This window comes from Amphritea sp. GJ51-11 (assembly GCF_055808735.1).
Map to the genome: position 1 here is coordinate 3,258,226 of NZ_CM147881.1, position 19,079 is coordinate 3,277,304.

Sequence of the window (19,079 nt, forward strand, 5' to 3'; positions counted from 1 at the left end):
TAATCGCCGGATTGCACAATAATCCGCTAATGCACCATACCTGTAGCGAGCGACGCCCTCGTCCCGATTAAATTACAATAACCAAACACCTTCGCCGTGAGGGCACGGCTCCTACAAAAACGTCATATCCCGTGCGCTCAAAATAATCGCCGGATAACACAATAATCTGCTAATACATCATACCCTGTAGCGAGCGACGCCCTTGTCGCGATTTAACCAACATAATCGCCGTGAGGGCACGGCTCCTACAAATATACCCACCCGTCATGATCAAACCACAACCTAAGCAATCGGCTTAATTATATCCACACGGCATCCCACAAAGCATATTCCCTAATATTCCTGACTAGCCCCGCCCTAACTGGATTCATTACTATATAACGGGCAATACCTATTAAATCGTCTTCCCGCCTCACTGCATGATCATGAAACCCTTTCTGCCAAATAATACCTGACACTCCTAACGATCGTTTAATCTCTCTCGAAGACAACGATTTAACCGTTTTCAACGTATCGCTCAAAGATTTTGTTTTAAGCTGAAGCAACCAATGAACATGATCAGGCATTACAACAAAAGCTAATGTATCGGTAAATTCTGATTCGTTACGAAAAACGTCTACGACCTGACGACCTAAAGCAAAATCATTGAAAATAGGTTTTCTTGCGAAGGTTACGAACGTAACCAAATATATACGACCGTACTCTGAATAACGCCCCTTACGCAGCCCTGATGAATTCCCTTTCATCTTTTCACCTTACAACAAAACGCTATAACAAACACATCGCCGTGAGGGCATGGCTCCTACAAAAATGTTATATCCCGTGCGATCAAAATAATCGCCGGATAACACAATAATCTGATAATACACCATACCCTGTAGCGAGCGACGCCCTCGTCGCGATAATCCCCACGAACCAAACACATCGCCGTGAGGGCACGGCTCCTACAAAAGCATCATACCCAGTTCGATCAAAATAATCGGCGGATAGCACAATAATCTGATAATACACCATACCCTGTAGCGAGCGACGCCCCCGTCGCGATAATCCCCACGAACCAAACAATCGTCGTGGGGGGCACGGCTTCTACAAAAGCACCATCACCGTCTCGATTAAAGCAAAAAAATCAGCACCTCTACAAAGTCACGTAGAAACCCGTACAAATAATTATGATCTATCTATATCCATCCGGGTTTTTTGATTGCCAACGCCAGTGATCTTCCACCATACGCTGTAAATCATATTTAGCCTTCCAACCGAGCGCCTTTTCACTAAACTCAGGATCCGCATAACACTCAGCAATATCCCCAGACCTACGCTCAACGATTTGATACGGTATATCCCTAGCAGAAGCGTCTGCAAATGCATTCACCACTTGTAAAACGGAATAACCGTTACCCGTGCCAAGATTATAAGCCTTACAACCATGCTCACTCGTCAAAGCATTAAGCGCGCACAAATGGCCCGCAGCAAGGTCTTCTACGTGGATATAGTCACGCACCCCGGTGCCATCGATAGTCGGATAGTCTCCGCCAAACACACTAAGTTTTTCCCGTTTTTTAACGGCTACTTGAGCAACAAATGGCATTAAATTATTAGGAATACCCTGTGGATCTTCACCAATCAGACCACTTTCATGGGCACCTACAGGATTGAAATAGCGCAACAACGAAATTTGCCACTGCGCATCAGACGTCGCTAAATCATTGAGAACGGTCTCAATCATTAATTTTGATTGGCCATAGGGGTTCGTCGCTGAGGTCGGAAAATTCTCACGAATAGGAACACTAGCGGGATCACCATACACCGTAGCCGATGAGCTAAAGACAATACGCTTACAACCATGATCAGCCATAACGTCGAACAGCGTAAGCGATCCCTCAACATTGTTCTTATAATAAAGCAGCGGTTTTTCTACCGACTCACCCACCGCTTTCAAACCCGCAAAATGAATAACCGATTCAATCGTATAATCAGCAAATAACGCATCAAGCGTTGCACGATCACGGATATCTCCTTCAACAAACGCTGGACGCCTACCGGTTATGGTTTCAATCCGGTTAAACACTTCCGGGTGGCTATTACATAGGTTGTCATAAACGACGACTTCATAGCCAGCATTAAGCAGCATAACCACCGTATGAGAGCCAATATATCCTGCCCCACCTGTTACCAGAATTGCCATATCAATATCCTATCAATTTCATTTAAGGGGAAAAAACATCGCGATCAAACCACAACAAAACAATCGCCGTGGGGGCACGGCTCCTACAAAAATATCATATCCCGCGCGATCAAAATAATCGACGGATAGCACAATAATCCGCTAATGCACCATATCCCGTGCGATCAAAATAATCGACGGATGGCACAATAATCCGCTAATGCTCCATACCTGTAGCGAGCGACGCCCTCGTCGCGATTCAATTACAATAACCAAACATCTTCGCCGTGAGGGCACGGCTCCTACAAAAATACCATACCCCGTGCGATCAAAATGATCGGCGGATGGCGCAATAATCCGCTAATGCACCATACCTGTAGCGAGCGACGCCCTCGTCGCGATTAAATTACAATAACCAAACATCTTCGCCGTGAGGGCACGGCTCCTACAAAAATACCATACCCCGTGCGATCAACATGATCGGCGGATTGCACAATAATCTGGTAATACATCATACCCTGTAGCGAGCGACGCCCTCGTCGCGATTTAACCAACATAATCGCCGTGAGGGCACGGCTCCTACAAAAATGTCATATCCCGTGCGATCAAAATGATCGGCGGATTGCACAATAATCTGGTAATACATCATACCCTGTAGCGAGCGACGCCCTCGTCGCGATTTAACCAACATAATCGCCGTGAGGGCACAGCTCCTACCAAAATACCATACCCCGTGCGATCAAAATGATCGGCGGATAGCACAATAATCCGCTAATGCACCATACCTGTAGCGAGCGACGCCCTCGTCGCGATTAAATTACAATAACCAAACACCTTCGCCGTGAGGGCACGGCTCCTACAAAAACGTCATATCCCGTGCGCTCAAAATAATCGGCGGATGGCACAATAATCCGCTAATACATCATACCCTGTAGCGAGCGACGCCCTCGTCGCGATAATCCCCACGAACCAAACAATCGCCGTGAGGGCACGGCTCCTACAAAAATACCATATCCCGTGCGATCAAAATGATCGGTGGATTGCACAATAATCCGCTAATACACCATATCCCGCGCGATCAAAATAATCGACGGATGGCACAATAATCCGCTAACGCACCATACCCCGTGCGATCAAAATAATCGACGGATAGCACAATAATCCGCTAATGCACCATATCCCGTGCGATCAAAATAATCGACGGATGGCACAATAATCCGCTAATGCTCCCTACCCTGTAGCGAGCGACGCCCTCGTCGCGATTAAATTACAATAACCAAACATCTTCGCCGTGAGGGCACGGTTCCTACAAAAATACCATACCCCGTGCGATCAAAATGACCGGCGGATTGCACAATAATCCGCTAATGCACCATACCCTGTAGCGAGCGACGCCCTCGTCGCGATTTAACCAACATAATCGCCGTGAGGGCACGGCTCCTACAAAAATACCATATCCCGTGCGATCAAAATAATCGACGGATTGCACAATAATCCGATAATGCACCATATCCCGTGCGATCAAAATGATCGGCGGATGGCGCAATAATCCGCTAATGCACCATACCTGTAGCGAGCGACGCCCTCGTCGCGATTAAATTACAATAACCAAACATCTTCGCCGTGAGGGTACGGCTTCTACACAGAGGGAAGGAAACCTATGCCCACTTATCAGAACGATCTGCGCAGACAATAAAAAAGGGATTCAACAGGGTTTCTGGTCGGGTATTGTATAACAACGGTGTCAATTCAGGATATTGCAGTACCTTACCTCCCGCGGCAGTCACAACCGCATGGGCTGCGGCGGTATCCCACTCACTGGTCAGCCCCAAACGCGGATACAGGTCAGCAGCACCCTCAGCCACTAAACACAGCTTCAACGAACTGCCCATCGATACCACTTCGGTCTCTGGCAGCCCTTTAACAAAGGCTTTAAATTCATCACTCTGATGCGAACGGCTACCCACAACACGCCAAACGCTTCCCTCGTTAGGAAGGCTAGAGACGGTAATCGGCGCTACTTGGCCGCTCTCCTCTTTAAATGCCCCCTCGGCATCACCCCAATAGGTAACACCGAGTGCAGGCGCATAAACCACGCCAAAAACAGCCACACCTTTATCAATCAAAGCAATATTGACCGTGAACTCACCATTTTTCTTAATAAACTCTTTGGTGCCATCCAGCGGATCGATCAACCAATACGTCTGCCACGACATACGATCCTGATGCTCATCAGCACCCGACTCCTCAGATAAAACGGGGATCTCAGGGGTCAGTTGTTTCAAACCATCAACAATACAATGATGAGAGGCTAGATCAGCTTCAGTCAGCGGGCTAGCATCAGTCTTTTCAGAGATTTCAAAATCCCGTTGATAGATTTCCATAATCGCAGTGCCGGCTTGTTTAGCCAAGGCGATAATATCCTGATTGTTAAACATGGCGTCCATCTCTCTTTAAAATTGTTAAGCTTTCAAATAATCAGTTGAAACGAGGCTTTTGACTAAAACGGCCAGACTAGCGGAATCAATGTCAATGACACCACCGCCGCCGTGATACTCAACGGTATACCCAAGCGCGCGTAATCGGTAAATTGGTATCCTCCTGGGCCGTATACCATCAGGTTAGTTTGATAACCCAGCGGGGTTATAAAACTGGCAGACGCGGCAAACATCACCGCTACCACAAAGGGCATATAACTTACCCCCAGTTGATTGGCTAGTGCCATGGCCACCGGAAACATCAATACCGCCGCCGCATTATTAGTAATCAACTCAGTGAACAAAACTGTAATCAAGTACATCAATATCAGTGCTTGCCAAGGCGTAATCCCATCAAAAAACAACAACCCCTCTGCTATCATACGAGCATTACCGGTTTTTACCATGGCCGCGCCGAGAGCAAATGATGAAGCGATAACAATCAATACCGAAAGGTCAACGTTGCGGCGTGCTCGCGATACCGACACACAGCGACTTGCCAGCATGACGCCTGCGGCTAAAATAGATGCTTCTAAAATTGAGAGTAAGCCCACCGCGCTAACCAACACCATCATCAACAATGTGCCGATAGCAAAGGGAGCCTTAGCAAAATCGGGCGGCGTCGATTCGTTCAAAGCACTGACTAACAGAAAATCTCTACGCGAGCGATACTGACTCACGAAGTCATCGCTAGCCTCCATCAACAGAGTATCACCCACCTGTAAACGAACGTCACCAATCTTACCGTCTAGCCGCTGCCCTTGGCGACACACCGATAAAATAGCCGCCCGAAAACGCCCCCTAAAACGTGATTCTCTAATCGTTTGTCCAAGGCCAAAAAACTCGGGCCCTATAACCGCTTCAACCAGACACCGCTCTTGAATGGCGATATCCAACTTTTCAAAATCATCATGGCGCGGAACAAGCCCTCGCACCCCACGTAACTCATGAGCGCTCTCAGGGGCGCCGATAAACACCAAAACATCATCGGCCTCTAGCACCACATCGGGGGAAACAGCCGTCAACAGAAGTCCCCGCCGTTTGATATCAACAAGATAGCCGTAGGTCAGCTGTCTTAAACCCGCCTGAGCAACGGTTTTTCCAACAATAGGCCCACTAGGGCTAACAACCAACTCAACAACATACTCTCGGGCGGTTTCAAGTTGTTCAACCACACCTTTACGATCCGGCAATAACAGCGGAGCTAACAAGACAATCAACCCGCCAGCTAAAATAAGCACTGGAACGCCAACCCAAGCGAGATCAAACATTCCCAGCGCCACACCTGTCTCAGCCTGCAATAAACCATCGACAACGAGGTTCGTACTGGTGCCGATAAGCGTACAGGTGCCACCAAGAATAGCCGCATAACTCAGTGGCAGCAAAAGCTTAGAAACGGGAATTTTGATTCGTCGCGCCCAATCCTGTACAGCAGGAATAAACATAGCAACGACCGCGGTGTTATTCATAAAGGCACTTAACAAGGAGGACGGTAAAATTACTCGCAACAACGATTGTTTTTCACTTTCCGGCAAGCCGAGTAATAACTGACCGATCCAGCGGACAGCGCCCGTCTCTTTAAGACCTGCGGCAATAACATAGAAAGCAGCAATAGTGATCACACCAGGGTTAGAGAAACCGACCAAGGCTTCAGCAGGGGTCAGCACCTTGGCGATAATCAAAGTCCCCATAGCGGCCATTAAAACCATATCCGCCGCTATACGGCTAAATACCAATAACAAAAGCACCGATCCAAGAAGAACCAGTGTTAATACGGCTGAAAAATCCATATTCCGACTTTTAAGTTGGTGTCATGCTGGTTATTCAACGTATTTGGCTGACTAAGGTCATGCATACGGACCAACAACCAGACTAGGACACATTATGTTTAACAAAGAATGATTGTCAGCATACCGCCAATTTTGTATGATCTCAATTCTAACTCAGGAATATTCATCATGAATGGCAAGAAACTTTCTCCAATAGCGCTAAACAAGCTTAGAAAAGAAGCCGTACAGCTGCGTCTTAGCGGAGAAACACTTGCCTCTATTAAACAGAAAACGGGCCTGTCAAACCCCACCATTATATCTGCCTATAAATGTTTTACAGAAGGTGGATGGGAAGCAGTGAATACCGGTAAGCGAGGACGACGTAAGGTTATTTTACCGTCTGGACCGGGCTCTCCCGATGAATGTCTGAAATTCATGCTAACCAACTCACCAGAGAATAATCATCTCTGGGATAGTCAGGCCGTTCAAGCTTGGTTCAGTCATCAGCAACAATCGATTTCAGCCAAAACGGTCAGCCGTCACCTAAAAGCTTGGGGAATATCCGCACCGCCGACCGATAAAATCGATTCGGCGCAAGCTTGGCTCAGCTTATACCATCCTGAATTCAACAACGGTGAACATCAGCCCTATAGTGATGCCATTGATACTCGCCGTTTGAACACTGAACACTGCGCAGATGCCGCTAATCAACAAAGCATTCAAAGTAAAACCCAAAAAGCTAAAGCAAGACCCCGCAAAGTATTAAAGGGCGGCATTGGCACACTATCTCTATCTCCGGAACAAAAAGAAGCGGGATTGAGCGGCTATTTTATCTACGCGCAAGATTTTAGAGGCAAGCTATACTGGCTAATGACCGATAGCAAACCGGACAGCGAAACAATTGTTTGTTTTCTAAAACGCCTCAGTGCTCAGGTCACATCAGATCTAATACTGTCGTTCCATAGCGTTCCACTAGACAACTTTACCGATATTCAACAATGGCTAAGCAGTCAGTCACAAATCACACTAATAACCTACACAACATCAAAAAAGCGCAGCACGCTGTCGGGCTCTAAGTCTTCAGTTGCTGAAAATGAAACTACTCAGTCATATGTGAGGACCACGATGGCATTAACACACCTACAGAGACTGGAAGCGGAAAGCATTCAAATAATGCGCGAAGTCGTTTCCAAAGCAGATAACCCGGTCATGCTTTACTCCATCGGTAAAGACAGTGCCGTGATGCTTCATCTGGCGATGAAAGCGTTTCACCCGTCTAAACCACCATTTCCGCTGTTACATGTTGATACTGGCTGGAAATTCCGCGAGATGTATACCTTCAGAGATGAACTGGTAAAAAATCTCGGTGTCGAGCTGATCACCTATATGAACCCAGAAGGGGTCGAGAAAGGCATCAACCCATTCACCCATGGGTCAGCGCTACATACCGATATCATGAAGACAGAAGGCCTAAAACAGGCGCTGAATAAATTCAAATTTGATGTTGCCTTCGGTGGCGCACGCCGTGACGAAGAGAAATCTCGCGCTAAGGAACGAATCTTCTCTTTCCGCACCGCCGATCACCGCTGGGACCCAAAAAACCAACGTCCTGAACTGTGGAAAAACTACAACGCCAATAAACGCCCTGGCGAATCCATTCGGGTATTTCCACTGTCTAACTGGACAGAATTGGATATCTGGCAGTATATCTACCTAGAGCAAATCCCCATTGTGCCACTCTATCTGTCAGCTGAACGCCCAGTGGTTGAGCGTGACGGTACACTTATTATGGTTGATGATGAGCGTATGCCATTACAACCAAACGAAGTACCGATGATGAAGAGTGTGCGTTTCAGAACGCTCGGCTGCTACCCACTCACTGGCGCAGTAGAATCTGAAGCCGACACCCTACCAGCGATCATCCAAGAGATGCTGCTGACCAAAACATCTGAACGTCAGGGACGCATGATCGATCACGATAGCGCTGCATCCATGGAGAAGAAAAAACAGGAGGGTTACTTCTAATGGCACATTCATCAGACATGATATCCGACGATATCGTCCAATACCTGAAAGATCACGAACAAAAAAGCCTACTGCGTTTTATCACCTGCGGTAGCGTTGACGACGGTAAAAGCACATTAATCGGGCGTCTATTATTTGAATCAAAGCTATTATTTGAAGATCAATTAGCGGCGGTTGAAGCGGAATCAAAAAAATTCGGTACCCAAGGCGACAATATTGACTTCGCTCTACTGGTTGATGGCTTAGCCGCTGAACGTGAACAGGGCATCACCATCGATGTCGCTTACCGCTTCTTCTCTACGGATAAACGTAAATTTATCGTGGCCGATACACCGGGGCATGAGCAATACACCCGCAACATGGTTACAGGTGCATCCACCGCCGATGTTGCTATTCTGATGGTTGATGCGCGCCGCGGTATCCTAACCCAGACACGCCGTCATAGTTATCTCGCCTCTCTGATCGGCATCCCACATGTTGTCGTTGCGATCAACAAGATGGATCTGGTCGATTATTCCGAGAAAACTTACAACCAGATTAAAGAAGACTATCTTGAATTTGCTGAGCAGATCGGCATCAAACAGATTACCTTCATCCCAATGTCTGCATTGGCTGGTGACAACATTACCGAACCAAGCAGCAACATGACTTGGTATCACGGCACAACACTGATGGGCTACTTGGAAACCGTACAGGTTGACGACGAGCTAATGCAAAAAGAACCATTCCGCATGGCCGTTCAATGGGTTAACCGGCCCAACCTTGATTTCCGAGGTTTTGCCGGTCAACTAGCGAGCGGTGTAGTCAAGCCAGGCGATCGAATTCGCGCGCTACCTTCAGGTAAAGAGAGCACCATCGCCACTATCTCAACCTATGATGGCGACCTACCTCAAGCCGTAGCTGGACAGTCGGTCACACTGACACTGAACGATGAGATCGATATCTCCCGTGGAGACATGATCACCTCAGCGTCAGAGCCCGCGTCTATTGGTAAGCAGTTCGAGACCACAGTTATTTGGATGCACGAAGAACCTCTGATGCCTGGCCGGACTTATCTGATGCAGATTGGTACCAAAACCGTTACAGCCTCTATCACTGACATCAAGCATCAAGTTAACGTCAATACGATGGAACACCTAGCCGCTAAAAAGCTCGAGCTGAACGGCATCGGTGAATGTAACATCAGTCTCGATCAGGATATCGCTTTTGATTCATACAAAGCGAACCGGGATACGGGCAGCTTCATCTTGATTGATCGGATGACCAACAACACCGTTGGTGCGGGTCTGATCAACTTTGCACTGCGTCGCAGCACCAATATCACTGTGCAGCACACTGAAGTGAATAAAGAGGTCCGCGCTGCCTTGAAAACCCAAAAACCTGGGGTTATCTGGCTGACCGGTCTATCGGGTTCTGGTAAATCAACCATCGCTGATTTAGTCGAGCAAAAATTATTGGCTTCTGGACATCATACCTACCTGTTGGATGGCGACAATGTCCGTCATGGCCTCAACAACGACCTTGGCTTTACCGATCAAGATCGGGTTGAAAACATCCGCCGAATTGCCGAAGTTGCTAAACTGATGGTCGATGCTGGCCTTATCGTACTGACCTCCTTTATCTCCCCTTTCCAGGCGGAAAGAAAGATGGCCAGAGATATGTTGGCTGAGGGTGAGTTCTTAGAGATCTATATCAACACCCCGCTAGAAGTTGCTGAAGATCGTGATGTTAAAGGCCTTTATAAGAAAGCACGTCGTGGAGAGCTGAAAAACTTCACCGGCATTGACTCACCTTATGAAGCCCCAGAGCAGCCTGATCTTAACTTGAAAACAATAGAGATGACGCCTGAAGAAGCGGCGGACAAAGTCATCGAATTGCTTAAACAGAAACAGATGATTTAAAAACAGGGGTCCGAGATCCGATCACTTCGTTTGTCCAAAAGGGGCGGTTTAACAGACCGCTTCGGTTGCCCGATGAGAGCCGAACACTACGTTTGTCCGAGGCCCGAAAAACATACCTTTCTGGCTTCGGACCTCGACCTTCACCCCCTAGCCTTCTTAATCAATCCCGTCAGCATTTTTTGAATATCACTAAGCTCATCACGCCAGTGATTACCATCTTCAGAGGAGATATAACCTATTTTTTGGCCTATATAGACCTGCGTTTTTAACTCGCCGGCAGAGCCTCTCGCATAGTAATAAAATTGCTGTTTCTCCTTAACAGAGCCTCGCTCAAAACCTTCAGCTATATTACTAGGAATCGATAAACCACTTCGCGTGATCTGATCTTTAAAACCATAATCACGACAATTTTCCATCGCCTTATAAACATCACAACTTAAGCGACACGAACGTTTCCATACATCTAAATTTTCAAAGCCCATCACAACCTCCATGTTGAAGAGCCGATCACTTCGTTTGTCCGAACGCTTCGCTAGCCCGAATGCTTCACTAGCCCGAATGCTTCGCTAGTCCGAGCAAAGCCGATTACGCTCTTTCGGACCTCAGACATCGGATGACTGACCTCAGCCCTTATATACCCATAACCGGTTTCAGGTTGAGTAGGCACAATACCAAAGGTAACCAGCGCACCTTCTTTCGCTAAAGGCTCGGCCTTGGCGATCGCATCACGAAAAGCCACTTCTTTCTCAATCACATGATCCGCCGCCAACACTAACAGACACTCACCTCCCTGCCCTTTGCTGACCGCTTGCAACGCTGCCAATGCAATAGCCGGAGCCGTATTACGACCAACAGGTTCAAGGAAGATAGAACAAGATTGATTCAGAACACGCATCTGCTCTGCCGCCAAAAACCGATGCTCTTCATTACAGATCAAGTTAACTTGTTCGACAGAGCCTAAGCGGCTAACCGTCTCTTGCAACATAGACAGATCACTGTGAAGGGGTAAGAACTGTTTAGGATACTGGGTACGGGAAAGGGGCCAAAGACGGGTACCGGAACCGCCAGCCATAATGACAGGGATCATACAGAATATCCTGCTTAATTATAATAAATAAAGGTAATATAGAAACACTAGAAGCAATAAACATCAACAATTTCGAAATAAAAGATAACAACCTAAATATTTCTATTGCTTTTTTTCAAGAAACTTAAAATTCTTTTTTTTGCATCAGGGTCAGAAAAAAACCTAAATAAATTATACACAGAAAAAACAATACTTGTTTTTATAAAAAACAAAAAACCAAAAATAGAACATCGCCCTCTTCTAAAAGGGTATTTCAAAAAACACAAATTACTGTGTGTAAATTTATTTATGATCAACACTTCTAAATCATCTAAATACATTTTAGAACTTGATATACTGCTTGAGTTATTTCTTTTAAAATCAATATTTTTTACATCAACGGAAAAACCAAATGATAGTAATTTCAAGGCAACTTTGGAATTATTTTCCCCACATAGCTCTTCATACTTGATCAATAAAAAATTATCTTTATATGAATTTCTTTTATAACATTCGACAGCCTTATTCCAATACTGAGAATAGATAAGGACATGATACCTTCGTTTATCATGCCCTTTAAAATCAGCAAATTTGAAAGACCTTATTGTATCAAAAGGATTTCTAATCAAATAAATAAACTTAGTTTCAATATTTAGATGTTCTAAAACATCCTGATGCAAAAAATTTTGCGGAGTTTTATCAACTAAAACCTTACAAGCCAATGCATTATATACAGATGAATAATAAAAGGAAACATAATCAGAAAAATTCAAACCGGAAGGTGGTATATTCCCTCTAAACAAAAAGCTAATTCTTGCCAAAAAAACCAAATCAAAATCAAGCTGCCCCTCAAATTCATTATTAACAAAAGCTCTCTCATTGAAGAAAAAATCAAGATAATCCGCTAAAAAAACATGTGATTGATCTATATTCATTTTATAAATATCATACGCAACGAACAACTTTTGCATAAAATAAAAATCATTGAGTGAAACAACATCAGTATCTGTATTCAAAAAACTAGATAATAGTGTAGAACCACTTCGAGGTAAGCCAACAACAAATACTATCATTTTCTCAACCAATCAATAACAAAGAACAATTTAAAAAGAGTAATAAAACACTGGAGATAGCGTTTAGTAAGACGCTTTGGCTCAGAAGCCCATCTGTAAAGCCACTCCAGCTTACATTTCCTCATCAGAAGTGGGGCTCTTTTTTTGTTCCTGCATAAAATTCCAAAGTAGCACCTAAACAAAGAAAGCTAATTTCTGGAAACTTCTCATGAAGGTTGAATGCGACAGCCTCCTGTTTAGGTGCACCTAAACATAAAAAGACAATATTTATATTATTTTCTGTAATCATATCATAGAAACTTTCTGTGTTATTTTTTTTATCAACCACACCAGTAAAGCTAGATGCCAGCTTTATATTAGGAGACTCTAATGCCAACCGTTCTTTAGTTTTCCCAATTGTATACTCATCAGTACCAATAACCATTAGATTGCAATGTTTAAAAGCAGGTAAAAAATCAGATATAGCTGCCAGAACTTGAGGGCCAAGTTCACTACCAGGTATTACCTCCTTAATTGGTTTATCAAGTTTAAAATAACTTGCTAACTTAATGGGAAAGCCGTCGGCAACAGTTAAATTTGATTTCTGATAATAACCAAGAAGAGAGTCACCACGAATCAACTGCGAAATGTGATCTAAATTAGGAGTAACAACAAAAAAACCATTTTTCTTCTTTCCTAAAATATTAGATATAACAGACTCAGCAATAATATTAACCGCATAACTCGAAGTAACATCATCTAGTAACAAAGGACCAATTTTAACCTTATCTCGACTCATAATAACTTATCACATTTTTGAGCATTGATTGACTTGAAAAATTATTTTTTTGCGATTCAGAGCTTTCGAGGGACAATTTTTTCATGAGCATATGATCAGAAATCAGCATATCTAATTTCAAAGCTAAGTCTTCATAATTCCCTGATTGGAAAAGGATACCATTAACACCATCATTAATTACTTCAGGGACACCATCAGTATTACTTGCAATTATTGCTAGTCCAGCAGACATTGCCTCAAGCAGTACCATTGGCAACCCTTCACCATACAAGGACGGTAGACAAAAAACAGAACAACCGGTAAAACTTTTAATAATATCACGTTGAAAACCATGGAATATCACATTTTCCACTAAATCTAAATCGCGAATATAGCTTTGAATTATATTCGAATATGTAACATCGAAAAATACTCCAAAAACATGCAACCTAATTTTGTCTTTATTAGATGAAATACTTATGGCTTTAAGTAAAACCTCCAACCCCTTTCTTTCTCTAATCAAACCAGCAAACGCAATATTACAATATGGATCGCAACTTAAATCAGACTTTATTCGACTTATACAAACACCATTATGAACAACCTTAACATTTTTAAACTTCATCAAATAAGGTGTTTTATTTTTTACTGAAGAAGAAACACAAATAACCTTATCTTTATTTTTATTCAAAAAAATTTTTCTAAAAGATATTTCACAAAATTTTTTAATTTATTTGGCGTATCCTCTAGAACAGGACTATGGACATGATATACAACATCTCCATTAAAACCATTTAAAAAAACTGAAAACTTTGTCATTAACAATGTCATTGGTGTATGACAATGCATTATATCAGGCTTGATTTCTTTAACGAAAGACCGCAATCTATTTAACTTTACAAAGCCCAACTGAAAAGATTTTACACTTTGAGCAAACTCACTTTTCTCAATGAAAACACCTTTTTTGTAACATATAATGTAAACATCATAGTCTAATGAAGATAAGCCTCCAACTAAATAATCTTGAACTCTTTCTGCGCCCGCATAGACCTCTCCATTAACAACTTGAAAAACAACTTTTTTCTCATAACTAATCATAACCAAAATAGGAAGTATTAACAGAAACATATTCCCACTAAAAACAGGATTGGTAAACCCTTCCAAAAGCAAGAACAAAAAAACAAGAACAATGTATTTACTAGGATTTACAACATAAACCATAGAAAAAAACTTAACAATACTAATAACGTAAAATAAAAGTCCGAAATATCCAGATTCTGCTAGTATCATCGCCCAAAAAGTATCAGTAATATAACCTTTATCAGTTACTAACCACCAAATATTAGACATACCTAAATCATAGTATGCTTCAGAATTAAAAGAGTTATTTGAACCATACGTAGCAAGTCCGGATCCAAAAGGAAAATGTAAATCAGCTAAAACTAGTGCTCCCTTATACAAAACAGCTCTAACGACTGAGGCCCCATCGAAGTGAGTATTACTTGACACTACAATAACAACTATAATTAGAGCCGCAGATACCAAAGCAGAAAACAAAATATTATATTTAAAAATATTCAATCTAAAATGCCATATAAATAAAGCAAATAAAAATGAAAAAAACAAGAAAACAAGTTCACCTCGCTGTCCTGATAGAAACAACAGAACAACACTTAAAATTGCAAATAACAAAGAAAATTTCAATTGCTTCCTGTACCTAATAAAAAACACAAAAGAAATAGATGAAAAAAGACCGAGAGGGGTTGGATGAAAAAAAACACCCGTTAGTCTTTTATAATCAGTACCAGCTATAACGGTATTTAAAGAGACATTACTCATCATTATCGATATAACTTGAGGAATGAAAAATTGAAATAAACATAATATCAAGCTCACAACCAAGAGAAACTTTATCATCAACTCAAGAAATCGCACCATGTGTTTCATATCAACTTTAAATACCAGCGTATATACCACTCCTACAAGCAACGGTACTTTAAGGTGTACAATAAACTGTCTAAAAATATCAAGCAGACCTACTTCATAATAAAAACTTTTCATTGATGAAATAATAGCGAAACAAATAAAAACAAAATAGTAAAAATAAAAACCATACAAATTCTTTAGTTGATATGCTTTACCAGAAACAAAAAGAAACAATATGATAAAAAATTCAATAGCACCAACCCCAAATCCCAAGAAGGATTTAGAAATTAAAAGAGCCAAAAGAACCAAAACTGAAACTTTGAATAATGATAACCATTTTAAGTAAAAATTATTATCATTATTCACTTTCATTTACCTTTATAACTTTAGCTGGAATTCCAACTACAACTGAATTTTTCGGTACATTACTCAGAACCACAGAGTTAGCTCCGATTATAACATTATCACCAATAATAACCCCCCTAATATTTTAGCTCCCGTTGATATGTAAACATTGTTTCCTACGACTGGAGCCCCAGGTAAAGCATTTCCTTTGCCACCTAGAGTTACACATGTGCCTATAACACAATTTTCTCCAATAATGGCATCTGGATGGACCACAACCGACATCCCTCTATGACTACAATATGTCCCTTTTCCTATACTACAAGAGCCCGGCAAATAACAGCCAAAGAAAATATACGTAACCATGTCGACTAACTTTGATAGAAGTTTAAAACCGACTGAATAAGTTTTATTAGACAGTCGATAAAAAGTAACAGCATTTATATACATATACATTTACCCAAACTAAAAAAACATATAAAAATAAATTAGAAAAACCAGCATAAAACACTAACTACACAATTTTGAAAAAAATAAAATCACTATTCCCTAACATTAATCTATAGACATACAATAAAATCAATATCTTCGAAATATTATTTTTAAAAAAACCTTTAAAAACACAAGAATATCCCTTAACTGTCCATAATCACAATAAACACGCTTTATTTCCTTAATGAAAAAACCAAAATTACGCTCTTCATAAACAAACCTCAAAAGATCAAGATCTTGTTTTAATCGCAAATATCTATAATCATTTTTACTTAAAAAACTTGCAAATAGAATTTCTTTTTTATGTTTCATCTTAAAGCCAACTTTGGACTTAGATGAACTAGATATTCTCTCACCACCATGTAAATTACACTTATATAGAGACTCATATATTTCACCACAAAATTCATATTCAGATAGTAATTTTAGCATTAAAATATGATCTTGAAATCTGGGAGTGTCATCAAAACCTTTAACAGCGTGCAGGCATTCCTTTTTAACCATTATCATTGGAGTAAGAGCATTTCCTTTTAGTAAAAAAGTTTTAAGATCCCTTGCAATTGGAACTTCTCTTCTAGCTAATTTTCTACCATTGAAATCAAAACAATCAGCGGCGCATGCTGATATAAAAAGTGAATTAGAAAACATAAATTCTATTTGCGTTAAAATTTTATTTGGATAATACTCATCATCATCATCCAGAAAAGTCACATAATCACCACCTGCCTCTTCTATACCTGTATTTCGTGCAATACTTCCTCCCCCATTAAAGGACCTTTGGATATACCTAACACGTTTATCTTTAATATAATTACTTATAATTTTTGCTGTTTTTAATCTATCAGCAGAATCTGGCTCATTATCGTCCACTACGATAATCTCATAATGATTATAGGTTTGATTTAAAACACTATCTATTGCTCTACCCAATTTATCAGGCCTACCGTAAGTCGGCATTATAACACTTACAAAAGGATCATTTTTCATAATCATCAATATTATATTTTCATGTAAATACTATTTAAAGAAATAGTTAATCTATTTAGTATAGAAAACTACGATTAAGAGGTCACAAAATACTCAGCCCCTCTCTTTAGAATAAAAAAGCACAAGATGACACCTTTTTTGATAATTTTAACCACTAAACAAGCTTATTTATTGGATTTTTGAAGGATTAATCCCTTACTGTTCGTATCATTTGATAAATTTTAAACACGTTGGTTAAGGCAAACAACATCGCCAGTTTATTGTCGTTTTTGCCAGTCCTCTATAGATTACTTTCCTAAAACCAAACTGACGCTTTATGATCCGAAACGGGTGCTCTACTTTTGCTCGGATACTGGCTTTGAGGTATTCCGTTCGGATGGGTTGCTTGTTTATTCTCGGGTGTTTCTTGAGAAGACGTACTTTACTTGGCATTTCTGCAATCAACCAATCTGCTTTGATATCTCTGAGCTCTTCTCGTTTTTGTGCGCCTCGATAACCAGAATCCGCTGAGATAAAGGTTTCCTCACCATGAAGCAAATTTTCTGTTTCTGTGATGTCATGTACGTTGGCGGCTGTTGTGCTTAGGCTATGCGTCAGTCCGGTTCTCGCGTCCACGCCAATATGAGCTTTTAGACCAAAAAACCATTGCTTTCCTTTTTGGGTTTGGTGCATCTCGGGATCGCGTGCTTTCGCTTTATTCTTGGTTGAGCTGGCGGCTTCAATGATGGTGGCGTCGACAATCGTGCCTTCTTTTAAGTAAATCCCTGCGCTGGACAACCATTTATTGACCTCTTTAAACAGCTGACGGGAGAGCTTATGTTTTTCCAGCAAGTGCCTAAAATTCATAATAGTAGTGTGGTCAGGGATAGCGATGTCCAGCGACAATCCAGCAAAAAGGCGCATCGACGTGATTTCATAAAGCGCATCCTCCATGGCAGGGTCGCTCATGTTGTACCAATGTTGCATGCAGTGAATGCGAAACATGGTGGACAATGGATACGGTCTTCTTCCTTTTCCGGCTTTTGGGTAGAAAGGTTCAATCACCGATTCAAGCTGGTCCCACGGCATCAGTTCGTCCATTCGAGTCAAGAAAATTTCTTTGCGTGTTTTACGACGCTTATTGTTGAATTCACTGTCGGCAAAAGTAAGTTGATGTGACATGGTCAAGCTCGAAGGTTAAAAATTAATTGTCTCATGAGAAGGACTTATTCGCATATTCCTTAACCATCTCTTACCATTCAACTATGAGTGTTGCATTTATTATATGTATCCTCGATACACCTTATTTATTTTTTCGAATAACCTAGCTTTTCCAAATAAAAATCACATTGATCATTAATCACCTTAATATTATTGCCAAAATAATCATTATAATTAGTTATTTTCTTACCCTTAGATTGGTATTGAATATTAACTTTTTCTGAAATATCTGAAACCACATCAAAACATAATTTAGCAGATAATAAATCAATGGTCTCTTTTTTAGCAGAGACGAAATCTTCATATTTAATTAATATAAAATCTTCAGAATTATTAAAATAAATTTCGGCTGACAACTTCCAACGAAACGCAAGTGAATCAACATATGATTTTGGCCAATGCCCTAACCAAGAAGAGTCTAAGTTTATTTGCCACGCAGGTGATTTTTTCAACTCAGGCCAGTTTTTTACATCTAGTAATTGAAGATCTCCTGGAATTTTAAGCCTATTTAGAATGCTTCTTATATTATCCTTTGGTTCTCGTATAATCATAACAAAACGCGCTTTTGGAAAATACTTTTTAAGCTTTTTATAGTCAAACGTAAGCGCTGGTTCCTTAATTATTTTATTTGAGAACTCTCTTCGATAGCGATATATAAAATCATCAAAACCTTCTCGGCCATACTTACGAAGAATGACTGTTTCTGGTCGGCGAATCGCTCTAGTAATATCCAGAGTAGCAGGTAGTCCCGTGCTTTGTGCTAGTAACGCTGCTATTGCCGTTGTACCTGATTTTTGCACACCTAAAATAAATACTGGTTCAGAACGACTTAGTTTTCTTAATACATATAATTTATGATACTCTGTTATATCACAACCAACATTTTTCATTACATTT

Annotated in this window: 14 protein-coding genes and 1 pseudogene; 2 read left to right on the forward strand and 13 right to left on the reverse strand. The window is 41.4% G+C overall.

The genetic code is table 11. The annotated features are described in order from the left end of the window. Positions 1–299: 299 nt before the first annotated feature. From AC0L4K_RS14600 to AC0L4K_RS14615, 4 genes are all read right to left on the reverse strand, one after another. A complete protein-coding gene (locus AC0L4K_RS14600; protein WP_473266872.1) occupies positions 300–746 on the reverse strand; it encodes an REP-associated tyrosine transposase in 447 nt (148 codons plus the stop codon). A 428-nt stretch (positions 747–1,174) separates the two neighbouring features. Further along, positions 1,175–2,185, reverse strand: coding sequence for a UDP-glucose 4-epimerase GalE (gene galE, locus AC0L4K_RS14605; RefSeq protein WP_473266873.1), 1,011 nt, complete (start codon positions 2,183–2,185; stop codon positions 1,175–1,177). A gap of 1,637 nt (positions 2,186–3,822) precedes the next feature. Then, the gene (cysQ, locus tag AC0L4K_RS14610; protein WP_473266875.1) at positions 3,823–4,602 is read right to left on the reverse strand and encodes a 3'(2'),5'-bisphosphate nucleotidase CysQ; all 780 of its coding nucleotides are present in this window, start codon (positions 4,600–4,602) and stop codon (positions 3,823–3,825) included. A gap of 62 nt (positions 4,603–4,664) precedes the next feature. Beyond that, entirely contained in the window at positions 4,665–6,431 is a 1,767-nt protein-coding gene (locus AC0L4K_RS14615) for an SLC13 family permease (RefSeq protein WP_473266877.1), read from the reverse strand. Positions 6,432–7,472: 1,041 nt separating this feature from the next. Between AC0L4K_RS14615 and cysD the strand changes: the two genes are divergently transcribed. Further along, the gene (gene cysD, locus AC0L4K_RS14620) at positions 7,473–8,435 is read left to right on the forward strand and encodes a sulfate adenylyltransferase subunit CysD (protein WP_473269230.1); all 963 of its coding nucleotides are present in this window, start codon (positions 7,473–7,475) and stop codon (positions 8,433–8,435) included. Continuing rightward, positions 8,435–10,336 carry a sulfate adenylyltransferase subunit CysN gene (cysN, locus tag AC0L4K_RS14625; RefSeq protein WP_473266879.1) on the forward strand — a complete coding sequence of 634 codons (1,902 nt, stop codon included), beginning with the start codon at positions 8,435–8,437 and terminating at the stop codon, positions 10,334–10,336. The genes cysD and cysN overlap by 1 nt, the downstream gene beginning before the upstream one ends. Positions 10,337–10,476: 140 nt before the next feature. On the opposite strand, the gene AC0L4K_RS14630 is transcribed toward cysN, so the two are convergent. The 9 genes and pseudogenes from AC0L4K_RS14630 to AC0L4K_RS14670 all read right to left on the reverse strand — a co-directional run bounded on the left by AC0L4K_RS14630 (position 10,477) and on the right by AC0L4K_RS14670 (position 19,072). Then, complete coding sequence (locus tag AC0L4K_RS14630; protein WP_473266880.1) at positions 10,477–10,818, reverse strand: four helix bundle protein; 342 nt, start codon at positions 10,816–10,818, stop codon at positions 10,477–10,479. 50 nt (positions 10,819–10,868) lie between these two features. Next, complete coding sequence (locus AC0L4K_RS14635; RefSeq protein WP_473266882.1) at positions 10,869–11,423, reverse strand: sugar phosphate nucleotidyltransferase; 555 nt, start codon at positions 11,421–11,423, stop codon at positions 10,869–10,871. Between the two features lie 92 nt (positions 11,424–11,515). Next, positions 11,516–12,475, reverse strand: coding sequence for a sulfotransferase family protein (locus tag AC0L4K_RS14640; RefSeq protein WP_473266883.1), 960 nt, complete (start codon positions 12,473–12,475; stop codon positions 11,516–11,518). Then, a pseudogene (locus AC0L4K_RS14645) lies at positions 12,472–13,253 on the reverse strand (WecB/TagA/CpsF family glycosyltransferase). The gene AC0L4K_RS14640 and the pseudogene AC0L4K_RS14645 overlap by 4 nt, the downstream one beginning before the upstream one ends. Next, on the reverse strand, positions 13,240–13,923 hold the full coding sequence (locus AC0L4K_RS14650) for a glycosyltransferase (protein ID WP_473266885.1): 684 nt from the start codon (positions 13,921–13,923) through the stop codon (positions 13,240–13,242). Before AC0L4K_RS14650 ends, AC0L4K_RS14645 begins: the two are co-directional and overlap by 14 nt. Then, entirely contained in the window at positions 13,920–15,524 is a 1,605-nt protein-coding gene (locus AC0L4K_RS14655; protein ID WP_473266886.1) for a glycosyltransferase family 4 protein, read from the reverse strand. Before AC0L4K_RS14655 ends, AC0L4K_RS14650 begins: the two co-directional genes overlap by 4 nt. A gap of 558 nt (positions 15,525–16,082) precedes the next feature. Further along, on the reverse strand, positions 16,083–16,982 hold the full coding sequence (locus tag AC0L4K_RS14660) for a glycosyltransferase family 2 protein (RefSeq protein ID WP_473266888.1): 900 nt from the start codon (positions 16,980–16,982) through the stop codon (positions 16,083–16,085). A gap of 187 nt (positions 16,983–17,169) precedes the next feature. Further along, positions 17,170–18,143 (reverse strand): IS5 family transposase gene (locus AC0L4K_RS14665; RefSeq protein ID WP_473266890.1). Its coding sequence is split into 2 segments (ribosomal slippage): positions 17,170–17,243 and positions 17,243–18,143, totalling 975 coding nucleotides; the frame shifts between segments, so codons are not numbered across the junction. A 125-nt stretch (positions 18,144–18,268) separates the two neighbouring features. Beyond that, the gene (locus AC0L4K_RS14670; RefSeq protein ID WP_473266891.1) at positions 18,269–19,072 is read right to left on the reverse strand and encodes a sulfotransferase family protein; all 804 of its coding nucleotides are present in this window, start codon (positions 19,070–19,072) and stop codon (positions 18,269–18,271) included. Positions 19,073–19,079 lie beyond the last annotated feature (7 nt).